Annotated in this window: 16 protein-coding genes; all 16 read left to right on the forward strand. The window is 70.8% G+C overall.

All coding sequences use genetic code 11. From position 1 onward, the window contains the following. Positions 1–277: 277 nt before the first annotated feature. The gene (gene mqnC, locus GA0070562_RS02730; protein ID WP_030500766.1) at positions 278–1468 is read left to right on the forward strand and encodes a cyclic dehypoxanthinyl futalosine synthase; all 1191 of its coding nucleotides are present in this window, start codon (positions 278–280) and stop codon (positions 1466–1468) included. Positions 1469–1855: 387 nt separating this feature from the next. Continuing rightward, on the forward strand, positions 1856–2566 hold the full coding sequence (locus tag GA0070562_RS02735) for a demethylmenaquinone methyltransferase (RefSeq protein ID WP_091414513.1): 711 nt from the start codon (positions 1856–1858) through the stop codon (positions 2564–2566). A gap of 75 nt (positions 2567–2641) precedes the next feature. Next, positions 2642–2860, forward strand: a complete 219-nt coding sequence (locus GA0070562_RS02740; RefSeq protein ID WP_030273586.1) for a hypothetical protein — start codon at positions 2642–2644, stop codon at positions 2858–2860. A 134-nt stretch (positions 2861–2994) separates the two neighbouring features. Continuing rightward, on the forward strand, positions 2995–4269 hold the full coding sequence (locus tag GA0070562_RS02745) for a geranylgeranyl reductase family protein (RefSeq protein WP_091414515.1): 1275 nt from the start codon (positions 2995–2997) through the stop codon (positions 4267–4269). Between the two features lie 132 nt (positions 4270–4401). After that, positions 4402–4767 carry an NADH-quinone oxidoreductase subunit A gene (locus GA0070562_RS02750; protein ID WP_013283601.1) on the forward strand — a complete coding sequence of 122 codons (366 nt, stop codon included), beginning with the start codon at positions 4402–4404 and terminating at the stop codon, positions 4765–4767. Between the two features lie 11 nt (positions 4768–4778). Next, positions 4779–5459: a NuoB/complex I 20 kDa subunit family protein gene (locus GA0070562_RS02755; protein WP_091414517.1), complete on the forward strand. Its 681-nt coding sequence runs from the start codon at positions 4779–4781 to the stop codon at positions 5457–5459. Then, positions 5456–6190, forward strand: coding sequence for an NADH-quinone oxidoreductase subunit C (locus tag GA0070562_RS02760; protein WP_091414519.1), 735 nt, complete (start codon positions 5456–5458; stop codon positions 6188–6190). The genes GA0070562_RS02755 and GA0070562_RS02760 overlap by 4 nt, the downstream gene beginning before the upstream one ends. A gap of 55 nt (positions 6191–6245) precedes the next feature. After that, positions 6246–7571, forward strand: a complete 1326-nt coding sequence (locus GA0070562_RS02765) for an NADH-quinone oxidoreductase subunit D (protein WP_091414521.1) — start codon at positions 6246–6248, stop codon at positions 7569–7571. Further along, positions 7568–8674 carry an NADH-quinone oxidoreductase subunit NuoE gene (nuoE, locus tag GA0070562_RS02770; RefSeq protein ID WP_091414523.1) on the forward strand — a complete coding sequence of 369 codons (1107 nt, stop codon included), beginning with the start codon at positions 7568–7570 and terminating at the stop codon, positions 8672–8674. The genes GA0070562_RS02765 and nuoE overlap by 4 nt, the downstream gene beginning before the upstream one ends. Further along, on the forward strand, positions 8671–9987 hold the full coding sequence (gene nuoF, locus GA0070562_RS02775; RefSeq protein WP_091414525.1) for an NADH-quinone oxidoreductase subunit NuoF: 1317 nt from the start codon (positions 8671–8673) through the stop codon (positions 9985–9987). Before nuoE ends, nuoF begins: the two co-directional genes overlap by 4 nt. Continuing rightward, complete coding sequence (locus GA0070562_RS02780) at positions 9987–12428, forward strand: NADH-quinone oxidoreductase subunit G (protein WP_091414527.1); 2442 nt, start codon at positions 9987–9989, stop codon at positions 12426–12428. Before nuoF ends, GA0070562_RS02780 begins: the two co-directional genes overlap by 1 nt. Then, complete coding sequence (gene nuoH, locus GA0070562_RS02785; RefSeq protein WP_091414529.1) at positions 12425–13780, forward strand: NADH-quinone oxidoreductase subunit NuoH; 1356 nt, start codon at positions 12425–12427, stop codon at positions 13778–13780. The genes GA0070562_RS02780 and nuoH overlap by 4 nt, the downstream gene beginning before the upstream one ends. Before the next feature lies 1 nt (position 13781). Beyond that, positions 13782–14429 carry an NADH-quinone oxidoreductase subunit NuoI gene (gene nuoI, locus GA0070562_RS02790; RefSeq protein WP_091414531.1) on the forward strand — a complete coding sequence of 216 codons (648 nt, stop codon included), beginning with the start codon at positions 13782–13784 and terminating at the stop codon, positions 14427–14429. Beyond that, positions 14426–15196, forward strand: coding sequence for an NADH-quinone oxidoreductase subunit J (locus GA0070562_RS02795; protein ID WP_091414534.1), 771 nt, complete (start codon positions 14426–14428; stop codon positions 15194–15196). The genes nuoI and GA0070562_RS02795 overlap by 4 nt, the downstream gene beginning before the upstream one ends. Further along, positions 15193–15492 carry an NADH-quinone oxidoreductase subunit NuoK gene (gene nuoK, locus GA0070562_RS02800; protein ID WP_013283611.1) on the forward strand — a complete coding sequence of 100 codons (300 nt, stop codon included), beginning with the start codon at positions 15193–15195 and terminating at the stop codon, positions 15490–15492. The genes GA0070562_RS02795 and nuoK overlap by 4 nt, the downstream gene beginning before the upstream one ends. Before the next feature lie 7 nt (positions 15493–15499). Then, on the forward strand, positions 15500–17461 hold the full coding sequence (nuoL, locus tag GA0070562_RS02805; RefSeq protein ID WP_091414536.1) for an NADH-quinone oxidoreductase subunit L: 1962 nt from the start codon (positions 15500–15502) through the stop codon (positions 17459–17461). Positions 17462–17515 lie beyond the last annotated feature (54 nt).

Raw genomic sequence — 17515 nt, forward strand, 5'->3', positions numbered from 1 at the left:
AGGTCGGCGAGGCACTCCGGCGCGCGGGTTGTGGCCGCCACGGCGGGGCGGGGGGTCGCGGCGAGGGCCAGTCCGCCGGCAGCGAGGGGAGCCAGGACGAGGAAGGCGCGCCGGCGGAGGGCGCGCCCCGTTCGGGGTAAGGGTTCGTCAATCATCGATGCATCGTAGTTGGTCGATGGAATTCCCGGGGGGAGTGGCGCTCGTCACCGTGTCTCCCGCGCCGGATCCCCTGGGTGGGCCGGTCGAGGGCGAGGGCGGTCGGCGTACGCTCGGGAGTGTGACGGCGAACCGGGAGATCGACGACATCCTGCAACGCGGCGCGGACGGCGGGCGGATCACGCCCGAGGAGGCGCTGCTGCTCTACACCGACGCGCCCTTCCACGCGCTGGGCGAGGCGGCCGACGCGGTACGGCGGCGCCGCTACCCGGACAACATCGTCACGTACCTGATCGACCGCAACATCAACTACACGAACGTCTGCGTGACGGCGTGCAAGTTCTGTGCGTTCTACCGGGCCCCCAAGCACAAGGAGGGCTGGACCCACCCGACCGAGGAGATCCTGCGCCGTTGCGGCGAGGCGGTCGAGCTGGGCGCCACCCAGGTCATGCTCCAGGGCGGGCACCACCCGGACTACGGCGTCGAGTACTACGAGGAGCTGTTCTCCTCGGTCAAGAAGGCGTACCCGCAGCTCGCCATCCACTCGATCGGCCCGAGCGAGATCCTGCACATGGCCAAGGTCTCCGGCGTGAGCCTGGACGAGGCCATCGCCCGGATCAAGGCCGCCGGCCTGGACTCGATCGCCGGTGCCGGCGCCGAGATGCTGCCGGACCGCCCGCGCAAGGCGATCGCGCCGCTGAAGGAGTCCGGCGCCCGCTGGCTGGAGGTCATGGAGCTGGCGCACCGGCAGGGCCTGGAGTCGACCGCCACCATGATGATGGGCACCGGCGAGACCAACGCCGAGCGCATCGAGCACCTGCGGATGATCCGCGACGTGCAGGACCGCACCGGCGGTTTCCGGGCCTTCATCCCGTGGACGTACCAGCCGGAGAACAACCACCTCAAGGGCCGTACCCAGGCGACCACGCTGGAGTACCTGCGCCTGGTCGCGGTGGCCCGCCTGTTCTTCGAGACGGTGCCGCACCTCCAGGCGTCCTGGCTGACCACCGGCAAGGACGTCGGGCAGCTCGCGTTGCACATGGGCGTGGACGACCTCGGCTCGATCATGCTGGAGGAGAACGTCATCTCCTCGGCCGGCGCCCGGCACCGGTCCAACCTGCACGAGCTGATCGGCATGATCCGGTCGGCCGACCGGATCCCGGCCCAGCGGGACACGCTCTACAACCGGCTCGCGGTGCACCACACGCCCGCCGACGACCCGAGCGACGACCGGGTGGTCTCGCACTTCTCGTCGATCGCCCTGCCCGGCGGCGGGGCCGGGAAGTCGCTGCCGCTGGTCGAGGTCAACTGACCCGGTTCCGCCGTTCGGCCGGTCGGCGTCCGTCGTGCGGCCGGAGCTCCGCCCGTTTCCGGTGAAGCTTGCGCCAGGGGTCTTCACCTGCGTGATCACCGGCGGCTAGCCTGCCCGCGCGACACCACCGATCCGGGCCGCGAGCAGGCTGGTAACAGGTCGGCGGCGACCCGGTCGAGCACGGCCCGGTGAGCCGGCGACGCCATTACGCTTGCGGCGTCCGCCGGACCGTCGTCCTCCATCGGCCCATGAGGGCCGTTCATATAACGCACCGCGGCAGGGGCGGGATGGGTGACCATCCCGCCCCTGCCGTCTGCCGGGATCGATGGGAACAACGGCCGCGTACCCGGGGGGAGGCGGGGGTGGCGCGGCTGGCAGAGTGGAGGGGTGAGTCGTACCCCGCAGGGCCAGCGCGCCAGCCTGGACAAGCAGCCGCACGAGGTCGCCGCGATGTTCGACGGCGTCGCGGCCCGCTACGACCTGACGAACACCGTGCTCTCGTTCGGGCAGGACCGGTCCTGGCGGCGGGCCACCCGGGCGGCGCTCGGGCTGCGCCCGGGTGAGCGGGTGCTGGACGTGGGCGCCGGCACCGGTGTGTCGACCGAGGAACTGGCCCACTCCGGGGCGTACGCGGTCGGCGCGGACCTGTCGCTGGGCATGCTGTACGCCGGCAAGCGCACCCGCCCGTCGGTGCCGCTGCTGGCCGGGGACGCGCTGCGGCTGCCGTTCGCCGACGCCAGCTTCGACGCGGTCACCATCTCCTTCGCGCTGCGCAACGTCAACGACACCGACGCGGCGCTGGCCGAGCTGGCCCGGGTCACGCGGCCGGGTGGGCGGCTGGTGGTCTGCGAGTTCAGCACCCCGGTCAACCCGGCGTTCCGCACCGTCTACCTGTCGTACCTCATGCGGTCGTTGCCGGCGGTGGCCCGCGCGGTGTCGAGCAACCCGGACGCGTACGTCTACCTGGCGGAGTCGATCCGGGCCTGGCCGGACCAGGCGGCGCTGGCCGCGCGGATCGGCGCGGCCGGCTGGGGCCGGGTGGCGTGGCGCAACCTGACCGGCGGCGTCGTGGCGTTGCACCGGGCCGTCCGAAACTGACCGTCCGACCGGCGGACACTCGGTCATTTCGTGAATATCCGGTTTTGGTCTACTTTGTCCCGTAGGCTCGCCCCCATGACGGGACCAGACCAGGCCGCCACCGACGACGACGCCGCCGAGCTGATCGCGCAGCTCCGCGAGTTGGCCGGCGCGGATCCCGCCGATGTCCGGCAGGTCGTCGCCGAGGTGCTCGCCGCGCTGGACCGGGCCGCCGGTGGCGCGTTGCGCGACCATCTGCCCGAGGCCATCCGGCTCGACGCCGGACTCGGACCGGCCGCGCAGGCGCGCCCCTGACCGGTCCCGACGCTCTTACCGGCGCGTTTCCGCTAAGTTAGGCCCCCCTCAGCGCGTACTGGTGTAACGCCGGTCATAGACTCCAACCGGATCGGCTTGTGAAGCATTTCACGAGCATGCGGGAGGAGGCGCGGATGACCGCGGTGGAGAACGACGCCGACGTCATCGTCGTGGGCGCCGGTCCCGGAGGATCGGCCACGGCGTACCACCTGGCGCGGCACGGCGTACGCGTGCTGCTGCTGGAGAAGACGGAATTTCCCCGGGAGAAGGTCTGCGGTGACGGGCTCACGCCCCGCGCCGTGCGGCAGCTGATCCGGATGGGCGTGGACACCTCGCCCGAGGCGGGCTGGCTGCACAACAAGGGCCTGCGGGTGATCGGTGGCGGAGTACGCCTGGAGCTGGACTGGCCCGACCTGGCCAGCTTCCCCAACTACGGCCTGGTGCGGACCCGGCTCGACTTCGACGACCTGCTCGCCCAGCGCGCGGTCGCCGCCGGGGCGAAGCTGCAGACCAGCGTCAACGTCCTCGGGCCGGTGCTCGGCGCCGACGACCGGGTCGTCGGCGTGCAGGCCGAGGTCGGCCCGGACAAGGAACCCGCCACGTTCCACGCGCCGCTCGTGGTCGCCGCCGACGGCGTCTCCGGCCGCTTCCCGCTCGCCCTCGGGCTGGCCAAGCGGGAGGACCGCCCGATCGGCGTGGCCGTCCGCCGCTACTACCGCTCGCCCGCCAAGCACGACGACGACTACCTGGAGTCCTGGCTGGAGCTGCGGGCCAAGGGCAACGACGCGCTGCTGCCCGGCTACGGCTGGATCTTCGGCCTCGGCGACGGCCGGGTGAACGTCGGCCTGGGCGTGCTCAACTCCTCCTCGGCGTTCGGCAAGACGAACTACCGCAAGCTGCTCACCGACTGGCTCGCGAACACCCCCGAGGACTGGGGGATGACCGACGAGTCCAACGCGGAGGGTCCGATCCTCGGCGCCGCGCTGCCGATGGGCTTCAACCGGGTACCGCACTACACCCGCGGCGTGCTGCTCGTCGGCGACTCCGGCGGCATGGTCAACCCCTTCAACGGCGAGGGCATCGCGTACGCGATGGAGTCCGGCGAGATGGCCGCGGAGGTCGTGGTGCAGGCGCTCGCCCGCCCGGCCGGCGCGGAGCGGGAGCGGGCGCTGATGGCGTACCCGCAGGAGCTGAAGGCCCGCTTCGGCGGCTACTACCGGCTCGGCGGCGTCTTCGTGAAGCTCATCGGCCGGCCCGAGATCATGCGGATGGCAACCAAGCACGGCATGCCGCACCCGATGCTCATGCGCTTCGTGCTCAAGCTGCTGGCCAACCTGACCGACCCGCGCGGCGGGGACGCGATGGACCGGGTCATCAACGCGATGACGAAGGTGGCTCCGGCCGTGTAGAGACGACCGGCCCGGGGCCGAAAGCCCACGAGCCGGACAGAGATCGACCCCGCCGACCGAGGTCGTGAGGGACGTGAATAGTGTGATTTTGGCCAACCACCGAGGTCAGGGAAGGACGAGCAGGGGACAACGATGACGCTCTCTCCTTACGCACCCATCATCGGGCTGTTCGCCCTCGCTGCGGCGTTCGCGCTGTTCTCCGTGGCCGCTGCCCGACTCGCCGGCCCGCGGCGTCTCAACAAGGCCAAGCTCGAGGCGTACGAGTGTGGCATCGAGCCGAGCCCGCAGCCGGTCGGCGGCGGCCGGTTCCCGATCAAGTTCTACCTGACGGCGATGCTCTTCATCGTCTTCGACATCGAGATCATCTTCCTCTACCCCTGGGCGGTCTCCTTCGACGCCCTGCCGATCTTCGGCTTCGTGGAGATGGTCCTGTTCATCGTCGCGGTCTTCGTCGCATACGCCTACGTCTGGCGGCGCGGCGGCCTGGACTGGGACTGAGGAGGTAGCAGATGGGCATCGAGGAGAAGCTCCCCTCCGGCGTCCTGCTCACCAGCGTCGAGAAGCTGGTCAACTGGACGCGGAAGACCTCGGTCTGGGGTGCCACGTTCGGTCTGGCCTGCTGCGCCATCGAGATGATGGCGGCGGGCGGCCCGCACTACGACATGGGCCGCTGGGGCATGGAGGTCTTCCGCGCCTCGCCCCGGCAGGCGGACCTGATGATCGTGGCCGGCCGGGTGAGCCAGAAGATGGCTCCGGTCCTGCGCCAGATCTACGACCAGATGGCCGAGCCCCGCTGGGTCATCTCGATGGGCGTCTGCGCCAGCAGCGGCGGCATGTTCAACAACTACGCCATCGTGCAGGGCGTCGACCACGTCGTCCCGGTCGACATGTACCTCCCCGGCTGCCCGCCCCGGCCGGAGATGCTCATCGACGCGGTTCTCAAGCTGCGCGAGAAGATCATGCACGAGCCGCTGGGCCCGAACGGCCGCAAGATGGCCGAGGCCCGCCTGGCGCGCGGTGACGTGCCGGTGGTGCCGTACGGCTCGATGCCCTCGTCGTACCGCAGCGACAAGGCCCGCCGTGCCGAGTGGACGAAGGCGGTCCGCGAGGGGCGCGAGGAGCAGCTTCGGATCGAGAACTGGATGAAGGCGCAGAACCACCTTCAGGCGTCGCATAGGGGCCCGAAATGACCGCACCGAACGACAGGAACAACGACGGCGGGGTGCCGGTACCCACCACCCCGGCCGGTGCCAGCTCCACCGCCCCGGCGGAGTACCCGCCGGCCAGCCCGGCCGGTCGGGGCATGTTCGGCAACCAGGGCACCGGTGACGTCTCCGGCTACGGCGGCCTGGTCCGCCAGCGCCAGCCGATCGAGGAGGCGGCCCGGCCGTACGGGAGCTACTTCGACGAGGTGCGGGACGCGCTGGAGGAGGCGTACCCGGACTTCGGCGACGCGATCGAGAAGGTCGTGGTCGACCGGGGCGAGCTGACCCTGCACGTCCGGCCGGAGCGGATCGCCGAGGTCTGCCAGGTCATGCGCGACGACCTCGCGCTGCGCTTCGAGCTGCTCTCGTCGGTGTCCGGCGTGGACTACCTGGGCGCGGAGCGCCGCCTGCACGTGGTCTACCAGCTCACCTCGATGACCTACCGCCGCAGCGTCCGGCTGGAGGTGGCGGTCTCCGCCGAGGAGCCGCACGTCCCGAGCGTCACCGCCGTCTACCCGACCGCCGACTGGCAGGAGCGGGAGACGTACGACATGTTCGGCGTCGTCTTCGACGGTCACCCCGCCCTGACCCGGATCCTCATGCCGGACGACTGGGAGGGGCACCCGCAGCGCAAGGACTACCCGCTGGGCGGCGTCCCCGTCGAGTACAAGGGTGCGGAGATCCCCCCGCCGGACAAGCGGCGGTCGTACCAGTGAGCGCGAGGAGTGCAGCGAAGCGGAGCCCCGCAGTCGCGAACGGAGGGTTGGCACTGTGACCACGTCGAACTACGCGACCGAGCGCGAGACGACCGAGGGCAAGGTCTTCACCGTCACCGGCGGGGACTGGGACGAGGTCGTCTCCGGCACGGACCCGATCAACGACGAGCGGATCGTCGTCAACATGGGTCCGCAGCACCCGTCCACCCACGGCGTGCTCCGGCTGGTCCTGGAGCTGGAGGGCGAGACGGTCCGCGAGGCCCGCTCGGTCATCGGCTACCTGCACACCGGCATCGAGAAGAACCTGGAGTACCGCAACTGGGTCCAGGGCTCGACGTTCGTGACCCGGATGGACTACCTCGCGCCGCTGTTCAACGAGACGGCGTACGCGCTCGCGGTGGAGAAGCTGCTCGGCATCACCGACGACATCACCGAGCGGGCCACCACCATCCGCGTGCTGATGATGGAGCTCAACCGCGTCTCGTCGCACCTGGTCTGGCTGGCGACCACCGCCATGGAGCTGGGCGCGATCAACATGATGCTGTACGGCTTCCGCGAGCGGGAGTACGTCCTCGACATCTTCGAGACCATCACCGGCCTGCGGATGAACCACGCGTACGTGCGGCCGGGCGGTGTGGCGCAGGACGTGCCGGACGACGCGATCCGCAAGATCCGCGACTTCCTCCAGCTGATGCCGAAGCGGCTCAAGGAGTACGAGAACCTGCTGTCCGGCCAGCCGATCTGGCTGGAGCGTACGCAGCACGTGGCGGTGCTCGACGTGACCGCCTGCATGGCGCTCGGCGTCACCGGCCCGGTGCTGCGGTCCGCGGGCCTCGCCTGGGACCTGCGCAAGACCATGCCGTACTGCGGTTACGAGACGTACGAGTTCGACGTGCCGACGCACACCGACGGTGACGTGTGGGGCCGCTACCTGGTGCGGGTGGCGGAGATCCGCGAGTCGCTGAAGCTGATCGAGCAGGCGCTGGACCGCCTGAAGCCCGGCCCGGTGATGGTGTCCGACAAGAAGATCGCCTGGCCGGCGCAGCTCGCCATCGGCGTGGACGGCATGGGCAACTCGCTCGAGCACGTCGCCAAGATCATGGGTCAGTCGATGGAGTCGCTGATCCACCACTTCAAGCTCGTCACCGAGGGCTTCCGGGTTCCGCCGGGCCAGGTGTACGTCGGCATCGAGTCGCCCCGCGGCGAGCTGGGCGTGCACGCGGTGTCCGACGGCGGCACCCGGCCCTACCGGGTGCACTACCGGGAGCCGAGCTTCGTCAACCTCCAGGCCCTCCCGGCGATGGCCGAGGGCGGCCTGATCGCCGACGTGATCGCCGGCGGCGCCTCGCTGGACCCCGTGATGGGTGGTTGTGACCGATGAGCTTTTCCGAAACGACTCGCGCCCGCGCGCGGGAGATCATCGCCCGGTACCCGGCGGACCGGTCCCGCTCGGCGCTGCTGCCGCTGCTGCACCTGGTCCAGTCCGAGGAGGGCTACGTCTCTCCGGCCGGTGTCGAGTTCTGCGCCGAGGTGCTCGGGCTCAACAAGGCCCAGGTCGGCGCCGTCGCCACCTTCTACACCATGTACAAGCGCAAGCCCACCGGTGAATACCTGGTGAGCGTCTGCACCAACACGATGTGCGACGTGCTCGGCGGGCAGAAGGTCTACGACACCCTCGCCGAGCACCTCGGTGTGGGGCACGAGGAGACCACCGCCGACGGGAAGATCACCCTGGAGCACGCCGAGTGCCTGGCGGCGTGCGACTACGGCCCGGTGATGACGGTCAACTACGACTTCTTCGACAACGTGGAGCCGCAGGCCGCGCTCGACGTGGTCGAGGAGCTGCGCGCCGGCGGCCGGCCGATGCCGACCCGTGGGGCGCGGCTCTGCACGCTCAAGGAGATGGCGGTCCAGCTCGCCGGTTTCGCCGACGAGCGCGACGGCGCGGTGGCTGACGGCGGGCCGGGCGAGCCGAGCCTGCGCGGCCTGCGCCTGGCCGAGCAGCACGGCGTCTCGGTGCCGGGCTTCGACCCGAAGACGCCGATCCGCAGCAAGGCCGAGGCCGACCGGGCCGCCGCCGAGGAGAAGGCGAAGGCCGAGGCCGCGAAGCCGGCGCCCGAGCCGGCCAAGGCCGTCGAGCCGGCCAAGCCCGAGGCGGCCACCGGCAGCACGGCTCCGGACGTGAAGGCGCCGGACGCCAAGTCGCCGCAGGTGCGTACCGCCGAGACCCGGCAGCCGGACGCGGGCACCGCGGTGCCGGACGCGCCCGGCACGAAGATGCCGGTGGACGGCCCGGCCCCGGCGCCCCGCGACGCGCGGGCGGCCGAGGCGGCCGGCGCGGCGGCGAACCCGCCGGCCGGCGACGGCAAGCCCGCCGGCGACGCGGCCGGCGCGCAGGAGCGCAACCTCAAGGAAGCGGAATCCGGTACGGGCGCGGACGGCGGCGACCCGGCGGACGCGAGCGGAACGGGGGTCCGGAAGTGACCACTCCTCGGCCGGAGACGCTGGCCAAGCTCACGCCGGTGCTCACCAAGCGCTGGCTCTCGCCGGACGCGTGGCGGCTCGGCACCTACGAGAAGCTGGACGGCTACGCCGCCCTGCGCAAGGCGCTCAAGGCGCACCCGGACGACCTGATCCAGCTGATCAAGGACTCCGGACTGCGTGGCCGGGGCGGCGCGGGCTTCCCGACCGGCCTCAAGTGGGGGTTCATCCCGCAGGGCGACGGCAAGCCGCACTACCTGGTGGTGAACGCCGACGAGGGCGAGCCGGGCACCTGCAAGGACCTGCCGCTGATGACCCACGACCCGCACTCGCTGGTCGAGGGCGTCATCATCGCCTCGTACGCGATCCGGGCCAACCGGGCGTACATCTACATCCGCGGTGAGGCGGTGCACGCCGCCCGGCGGCTGCGCAGCGCGGTCGACGAGGCGTACGCCAAGGGTTATCTCGGCCGGAACGTCCTCGGCTCGGGCTTCGACCTGGACCTGGTGGTGCACTCCGGCGCCGGGGCGTACATCTGCGGTGAGGAGACCGCGCTGCTGGACTCGCTGGAGGGCTTCCGCGGCCAGCCCCGGCTGCGCCCGCCGTTCCCGGCGACCCACGGCCTGTACGCCAGCCCGACAGTGGTCAACAACGTCGGCACCATCGCCAGCGTGCCGTACATCGTGCTCGGTGGCGCGGACTGGTGGAAGACGATGGGCACGGAGAAGTCGTCCGGCCCGATGATCTACTCGCTGTCCGGCCGGATCGCCAACCCCGGCCAGTACGAGTGCTCGATGGGCATCACGCTGCGTGAGCTGATCGAGCTGGCCGGCGGCATGAAGCCCGGGCACAACCTGAAGTTCTGGACCCCGGGTGGCTCGTCGACGCCGCTGCTGACCGCCGAGCACCTGGACGTGCCGCTGGACTTCGAGGGGGTGGCGGGGGCCGGCTCGATCCTGGGCACCACCGCCACGCAGATCTTCTCCGACCAGGACTGCCCGGTGTACGCGACCTACCGGTGGCTGGAGTTCTACCACCACGAGTCGTGCGGCAAGTGCACCCCGTGCCGGGAGGGCAACTACTGGATGGTCCGGGTCTACCGGCGCATCCTGGCCGGCCAGGGCACCCACGAGGACCTGGACACCCTGCTCGACACCTGCGACAACATCCTCGGCCGCTCGTTCTGCGGTCTGGGTGACGGCGCGACCAGCTCGGTGACCTCGTCGCTGAAGTACTTCAAGCAGGACTACCTCGACTACATCGAGGGACGTACCGCGCCGAAGCTCTCCGACAAGTCTCTGGTTGGAGCTCACTGATGACCGACGTAGCCAAGCAGACCGAGACCGTCACGCTGACCATCGACGGCGTCGAGGTCACCGCGCCCAAGGGCGCGCTGCTGATCCGCGTCGCCGAGCAGCTCGGCACCGAGATCCCGCGCTTCTGCGACCACCCGCTGCTGGCCCCGGCCGGTGCCTGCCGGCAGTGCCTGGTGGAGGTGGAGGGCCAGCGCAAGCCGGTCGCCTCCTGCACCCAGACCGTCGCCGACGGCATGGTGGTGCGGACGCAGCTCACCTCCCCGGTCGCCAAGAAGGCCCAGGAGGGGGTGATGGAGCTGCTGCTCCTCAACCACCCCCTGGACTGCCCGATGTGCGACAAGGGCGGCGAGTGCCCGCTCCAGAACCAGGCGATGTCCACCGGCCGGACGGACTCGCGGTTCCACGAGCACAAGCGGGAGTACCCGAAGCCGCTGCCGATCAGCACCCAGGTGCTGCTCGACCGCGAGCGCTGCGTGCTCTGCCAGCGGTGCACCCGGTTCTCCGAGGAGATCGCCGGGGACAAGTTCATCGACCTGATGGGACGCTCCTCGCACGAGGAGATCAACATCTACCGGGACGAGGAGTACGGCGAGGACGGCGACGCCGGTGACGTCCCGTTCAACTCGTACTTCTCCGGCAACACCGTGCAGATCTGCCCGGTGGGCGCGCTGACCGGCGCCCAGTACCGGTTCCGGGCCCGCCCGTTCGACCTGGTCTCCACGCCCAGCGTCTGCGAGCACTGCTCGGCCGGCTGCGCCCAGCGCACCGACTGGCGGCGCGGCAAGGTCCTGCGCCGGCTGGCCGGCGACGACCCGGCGGTGAACGAGGAGTGGAACTGCGACAAGGGCCGCTGGGGCTTCCAGTACACCCGCGCGTTCGACCGGATCAGCACGCCGATGGTGCGCGACGAGAAGACCGGTGAGCTGCGCGAGGCGTCCTGGAGCGAGGCGCTCACCCGGGCCGCCGAGGGGCTGCGCGCGGCCCGCGACGGCGCGACCGGCACGGCGGTGCTGACCGGCGGCCGGCTCACCGTCGAGGACGCCTACGCGTACGCGAAGTTCGCCCGGATCGCGCTGCACACCAACGACATCGACTTCCGGGCCCGCCCGGTCTCCCGCGAGGAGGCCGACTTCCTGGCCAGCAGCGTCGCCGGTGTCACCGACGTCACCTACACGGACGTGGAGAACGCGCCCGCTGTGGTGCTGGTCGGCCTGGAGCCGGAGGAGGAGTGCCCGATCCTCTTCCTGCGGCTGCGCAAGGCGTACTCCAAGAAGAAGCTCACGGTGTACGCGATCGCGCCGTTCGCGACCCGCGGCCTGGAGAAGCTCGGCGCGAAGCTCGCCCGGGTCGTGCCCGGTGAGGAAGCGGGCGTGCTGGCCGAGCACGCCACGGTGGCCGAGGCGCTGGGGCAGCCCGGCGCGATCCTGATCGTCGGCGAGCGCCTGGCCGAGGTGCCGGGCGGGCTGTCGGCGGCGGCGGACGTCGCCCGGCGTACCGGTGCCCGGCTGGTCTGGGTGCCGCGGCGCGCGGGTGACCGCGGCGCTGTCGACGCGGGCTGCCTGCCCAACCTGCTCCCCGGCGGCCGGGTCGTCACCGAGCCGGCCGCGCGCGCGGAGCTGGGCGAGGCGTGGGACATCCCGGCCGGGGTCATCCCCAGCCAGGCCGGCCGCGACACCGACGGCATCCTCACCGCCGCCGCGGACGGCCGGCTCGGCGCCCTGGTGGTGGCCGGCGTCGACCCGGCCGACCTGGCCGACCCGCGCCTGGCCGAGTCCGCACTGGACGCGGTGCCGTTCCTGGTCAGCCTGGAACTGCGGATGAGCGCGGTGTCCCGCCGCGCCGACGTGGTCCTGCCGGTCGCGCCGGTGGTCGAGAAGGCCGGCAGCTTCCTGGACTGGGAGGGCCGGCTGCGCACGTTCGAGAAGGTGCTGGACACCGGCGCGATGACCGACGCCCGGATCCTCGACGCGCTCGCCGCGCAGCTCGACGTGCGGCTCGGCACCGGCGACGTGCCGGCCATCCGCCGCGAGCTGGGCGCGCTGCCGCGCACCCGGGTCGAGCGGCCGTCGGCGCCCTCGGTCGAGCCGGCCGCCGTGCGGCAGCCGGGACCGGGCGAGGCCGTGCTCGCCACCTGGCACCAGCTGATCGACCTGGGCAGCCTCACCGACGGCGACGAGCACCTCGCCGGCACCGCCCGCCCGCCGGTGGTCCGGCTGGGCAAGGGCACCGCCGAGGCGCTGGGCGTCGCCGACGGTGACCCGGTCACGGTGGGCACCGACCGGGGCGCGATCACGCTGCCGGCGGCGATCACCGAGATGCCCGACGGCGTCGTCTGGCTGCCGACCAACTCACCCGGCTCCACCGTGCGGCGCGGCCTCGGCGCGACGTCCGGCGACGTGGTGAGCGTCTCCGCAGTCGGGAACGAAAGGTGGGTGCAGTGAACCCCGTCATCCTCGCGGCGCAGGACCCGACGCTTGCCGACTTCGGCAAGGACCCGTGGTGGCTGGTCCTCGGCAAGATCCTGTTCGCGTTCGTCGTCGCCGTGGCGGCCACGCTGCTCGGCGTCTGGTTCGAGCGCCGGGTCGTGGGCCGCATGGCGGTGCGGCCCGGCCCCAACCAGGCCGGCCCGTTCGGTCTGCTCCAGACGCTCGCCGACGGCGTGAAGCTGGCCTTCAAGGAGGACATCCTCCCGCGCAAGGCCGACAAGGTCGTCTACTTCTTCGCCCCGGTGATCTCGGTGGTCTGCGCGGTCACCGCGCTGTCGGTGATCCCGTTCGGGCCGATGGTGAGCATCTTCGGGCACCGGACGCCGCTCCAGGTCACCGACGTGTCGGTGGCGGTGCTGGTGGTGCTGGCCTTCTCCTCGCTCGCCGTGTACGGCATCGTGCTCGGCGGCTGGGCCAGCGGCTCCACCTACCCGCTGCTCGGCGGTCTGCGCTCGGCGGCCCAGCTGGTCTCGTACGAGGTCACCATGGGCCTGAGCGTGGTCGCGGTCTTCATGACCGCGGGCACCATGTCGACGAGCGGGATCGTCGCCGCACAGGGCGACGGCACCCGGCTGACCATCGGCGGCTTCGACATCGCCGCCCCCGGCTGGTACGCGATCCTGCTGCTGCCCAGCTTCATCATGTTCTTCATCGCCATCGTCGGTGAGACGAACCGGGCGCCGTTCGACCTGCCCGAGGCGGAGTCGGAGCTGGTGGCCGGCTTCCAGACCGAGTACAGCTCGCTGAAGTTCGCGCTGTTCATGCTCAGCGAGTACGTCGCGATGGTGACCATGTCGGCGTTCACCGTGACGCTGTTCCTCGGCGGCTGGCACGCGCCGTGGCCGATCACGCTGTGGTCGGGCGCCAACGAGGGCTGGTGGCCGATGCTGTGGTTCTTCGGCAAGGTCATCATGCTGGTGTTCGTCTTCGTCTGGCTGCGCGGCACGCTGCCGCGGCTCCGGTACGACCAGTTCATGCGGTTCGGCTGGAAGGTGCTGCTGCCGCTGAACCTGGTCTGGATCATGGTGCTCGCCGGGCTGCGCTCGATCGAGGACTGGCAGACCAGGGACCGGCTGCTCGTCACCGCCGTCGGCGCGGGCGTGCTGCTGCTGGCCACGCTCTTCTGGCCGTCGCGGAAGAAGGAGCTCAAGCCGTCGCTCCAGGAGCAGGCGGACACCCGGCCGTACGGCAGCTTCCCGCTGCCGCCGATGGATCTTCAGGTTCCGCCGAGCCCGCGTACGAAGCGCGTGCTCGCCGAGCGGGAGCCGGCCAACGTGGTCGCCGGCCCGGACTCCAGGGAGGTGTGACGTGGGCGCGATCACCGGAACGTTCAAGGGCTTCGGTGTCACCTTCTCGCACATGTTCAAGAAGGTCGTCACCACCGACTACCCGTTCAAGCCGCCGGTCTCGGCGCCGCGCTACCACGGGCGGCACATCCTCAACCGGCACCCGGACGGGCTGGAGAAGTGCATCGGCTGCGAGCTGTGCGCCTGGGCCTGCCCGGCCGACGCGATCTACGTGGAGGGTGGCGACAACACCGAGGAGCAGCGCTTCTCCCCGGGTGAGCGGTACGCCAGCACCTACCAGATCAACTATGCCCGGTGCATCTTCTGCGGGCTCTGCATCGAGGCCTGCCCGACCCGTTCGCTCACCATGAGCAACGAGTACGAGCTGGCCCGGGACAACCGGCAGGACCTGATCTTCACCAAGGAGCAGCTGCTCGCGCCGCTGCTCGAAGGCATGGAGCAGCCGCCGCACCCGATGCGGCTGGGCGACAGCGAGAAGGACTACTACGTCGGCGCGCTCACCAACCCGGGCACCTCGGCCGGCGCCGAGCGCTCGCCGATGGGCCCGGGCCGGTACCAGGTGGAGGAACACCCGGGCGTGACCTTCCCCGGCGCCGAGCAGACCGAGCAGCGGTCCGCTGCCGCGGCGGGCAAGGGAGGCAAGGCATGACCTCGGCTACGGTGCTCGCCGCGGCGGGCCAGGTGTCCGGGGGTGAGGAGGTCACCTTCTGGATCCTCGCCCCGCTGGCCCTGCTCGGCGCGGTCGGCATGGTGTGGGCCCGCAACGCGGTCCACTCCGCGCTCTGGCTGGTGCTGACCATGCTCTGCCTGGGCGTGTTCTACGTGCTCCAGGCCGGGCCGTTCATCGGCATGGTGCAGGTCATCGTCTACACCGGCGCGATCATGATGCTGTTCCTGTTCGTGCTGATGCTGGTCGGCCGGGACGCGTCCGACTCGCTCATCGAGACGCTGCGCGGCCAGCGGGTCGCCGCCGTGGTCCTCGGGCTCGGCTTCGCCGGCCTGGTGGGCACCGGCCTCTACCGCGCGCTCGACGGCGTCCAGGCGGTCGGGCTCGACGAGGCCAACGGCGAGGGCAACGTGCAGGGCATCGCCCGGCTGCTGTTCACCAAGTACGTCTTCGCCTTCGAGCTGACCTCGGCGCTGCTGATCACCGCCGCCGTCGGCGCGATGGTGCTGGCGCACGTGGAGCGGCGCAAGGCGGACCGGATGGACCAGATCGCCACCATGAAGGCGCGGTTCCGCCCCGGCAACTACCCCGGACCGAAGCCCGGCCCGGGTGTCTACGCCACGTCCTCCTCGGTGGCCACCCCGGCCCGTCTGCCCGACGGCCGGCTGACCGACCGCAGCATCCCGGAGATCCTGCCGGTGCGCGAGCTGACGGCCGAGGAGACCGCACCGAAGGGGACTGACAAATGACCCCGGACTACTACCTCATCCTCGCGGCGGTGCTGTTCACCATCGGCGCCGTGGGCGTGCTGGTCCGGCGCAACGCGATCGTGCTGTTCATGTGCATCGAGCTGATGCTCAACGCGGCCAACCTGACCCTGGTCACGTTCAGCCGGATCAACGGCGACCTGAACGGCCAGATCATGGCGTTCTTCGTGATGGTGGTGGCGGCGGCCGAGGTCGTGGTCGGGCTCGCGATCATCATGGCGATCTTCCGGACCCGGCGCTCGGCCAGCGTCGACGACGCCAACCTGCTGAAGTACTGAGGGGCTCGTGGTGGAACAGATTCTGACGATCGCCCAGTCTGAGCCAGCCGAAGCCGTCACCTTCGCCACGGCGGACGGGATGCTGGGCAGTGTCTGGCTGCTGGTGGCGATCCCGCTGGTCAGCGCGGCGATCCTGCTGCTGCTCGGCAAGCGGGCCGACCGCTGGGGCCACTGGCTGGGCGTGGGTGCCATCGGCGCCGCCTTCGTGCTCGGGCTCACCTACTTCTTCCAGCTGCGAGGCCTGGAGAACAAGCAGGTCGAGCTGAGCCTCTGGGACTTCATCGCGGTCGGCGGTCTGCGGGTGGACTTCGGTCTGCTCTTCGACCCGCTGGCCGCGGTCTTCGTCCTGCTGATCACCGGGGTGGGCTTCCTGATCCACCTCTACGCCGTGGAGTACATGGCGCACGACGCGGGCCGGCGGCTGTTCTTCGCGTACTTCAACCTGTTCGTCGCCGCCATGCTCCTGCTGGTGCTCGGCAACAACTACGTGATGCTCTACTTCGGCTGGGAGGGCGTCGGCCTGGCGTCGTACCTGCTGATCTCGTTCTGGTACGGCCGGCCCAGCGCGGCCACCGCCGGCAAGAAGGCGTTCCTGATGAACCGGGTCGGCGACGCCGGCCTGGCCATCGGCATCTTCATCATGTTCGCCATGCTCGGCACCACCCAGTACGACGAGGTGTTCAACGGGGTCGGCTCGCTGACCTCGACCACCGTGCTGGTGCTCGGCCTGCTGCTCCTGCTCGGCGCGGCCGGCAAGTCCGGCCAGTTCCCGCTCCAGGCGTGGTTGCCGGACGCGATGGAGGGCCCGACCCCGGTGTCCGCGCTCATCCACGCGGCCACCATGGTCACCGCGGGCGTCTACCTGATCGCCCGCTCCAACGCGATCTTCTCGGCCAACGAGACGCTCCAGCTCGTGGTGGTCAGCGTCGGCGCGCTCACCCTGCTGATGGGCTGCATCATCGGCGCGGCGAAGGACGACATCAAGCGCGTGCTGGCCTGGTCGACCGTGAGCCAGATCGGCTACATGTTCCTCGGCGTCGGCCTCGGCGGTGCCGCGTACGCGCTGGCCATCGTGCACCTGCTGGCGCACGGCTTCTTCAAGGCCAACATGTTCCTCGGCGCCGGCTCGGTCATGCACGGCATGAACGACCAGGTGGACATCCGCCGCTTCGGCGGGCTGTCCAAGTACATGAAGGTCACCTGGCTGACGTTCATGATGGGCTGGCTCGCCATCATCGGCATGTTCCCGTTCTCCGGCTACTTCTCCAAGGAGCCGATCATCGTGGCCGCGTTCGAGCGGGAGGGCTGGACGGCCTGGCTGTTCGGCATGGCCGCGCTGCTCGGCGCCGGGCTCACCGCGTTCTACATGACGCGGCTGTTCGTGCTCACGTTCCACGGTCCGAAGCGCTGGACCGAGGACATCGAGCACCCGCACGAGTCGCCGAAGCTGATGACCATCCCGCTGATCCTGCTGGCGATCGGCTCGGTCGGCGCGGGCTTCCTGCTCGCCACCTCCGTGCCGGACTGGCTCACCGCCACCAACGGTCTCGGCGCCGAGAGCGGGGAGCACGCGCCGGTGCTGGCGCACTGGCTGCTCACCGCGCTGTCGCTGCTGGTCACGGTGCTGGGCGCCGGGCTGGCCTGGTTCCTGTTCCGGGGCGGTACGGCCACCGAGCCGCAGCCGGCCGGCGTGGTGGTCACCGCCGCTCGCCGGAACCTCTACACGGACGCCTTCAACGAGGCGGTCTTCGAGAAGCCGGGCATCTTCCTCACCCGGGCGCTGGTGTTCCTCGACAACCGGGGCGTCGACGGGCTGGTCAACGGCCTGGCCGCCGCCGTGGGCGGGGGCTCGGGCCGGCTCCGGCGGCTCCAGACCGGCTTCGTGCGGTCGTACGCGACCTCGATCCTGACCGGCGCGCTGCTCGTGGTGGCGGCGTTCCTGGCGGTGCAGGCGGGGTGGCTGGCGTGATCGACCTCAACGCGGCCGCCCCCGCCGGCGGGCCACGCAGTCACGACGGAGGTA

It is taken from the genome of Micromonospora tulbaghiae (assembly GCF_900091605.1).
Lineage (GTDB): Bacteria > Actinomycetota > Actinomycetes > Mycobacteriales > Micromonosporaceae > Micromonospora > Micromonospora tulbaghiae.

Bases quoted from the DNA above. Each gene is read 5' to 3' on its own strand.
- nuoK (WP_013283611.1), top strand. From the start codon at position 15,193: ATGACCCCGGACTACTACCTCATCCTCGCGGCGGTGCTGTTCACCATC.
- GA0070562_RS02755 (WP_091414517.1), top strand. From the start codon at position 4,779: ATGGGCATCGAGGAGAAGCTCCCCTCCGGCGTCCTGCTCACCAGCGTC.
- GA0070562_RS02795 (WP_091414534.1), top strand. From the start codon at position 14,426: ATGACCTCGGCTACGGTGCTCGCCGCGGCGGGCCAGGTGTCCGGGGGT.
- GA0070562_RS02760 (WP_091414519.1), top strand. From the start codon at position 5,456: ATGACCGCACCGAACGACAGGAACAACGACGGCGGGGTGCCGGTACCC.
- GA0070562_RS02780 (WP_091414527.1), top strand. From the start codon at position 9,987: ATGACCGACGTAGCCAAGCAGACCGAGACCGTCACGCTGACCATCGAC.
- GA0070562_RS02740 (WP_030273586.1), top strand. From the start codon at position 2,642: ATGACGGGACCAGACCAGGCCGCCACCGACGACGACGCCGCCGAGCTG.
- GA0070562_RS02750 (WP_013283601.1), top strand. From the start codon at position 4,402: ATGACGCTCTCTCCTTACGCACCCATCATCGGGCTGTTCGCCCTCGCT.
- GA0070562_RS02745 (WP_091414515.1), top strand. From the start codon at position 2,995: ATGACCGCGGTGGAGAACGACGCCGACGTCATCGTCGTGGGCGCCGGT.
- nuoE (WP_091414523.1), top strand. From the start codon at position 7,568: ATGAGCTTTTCCGAAACGACTCGCGCCCGCGCGCGGGAGATCATCGCC.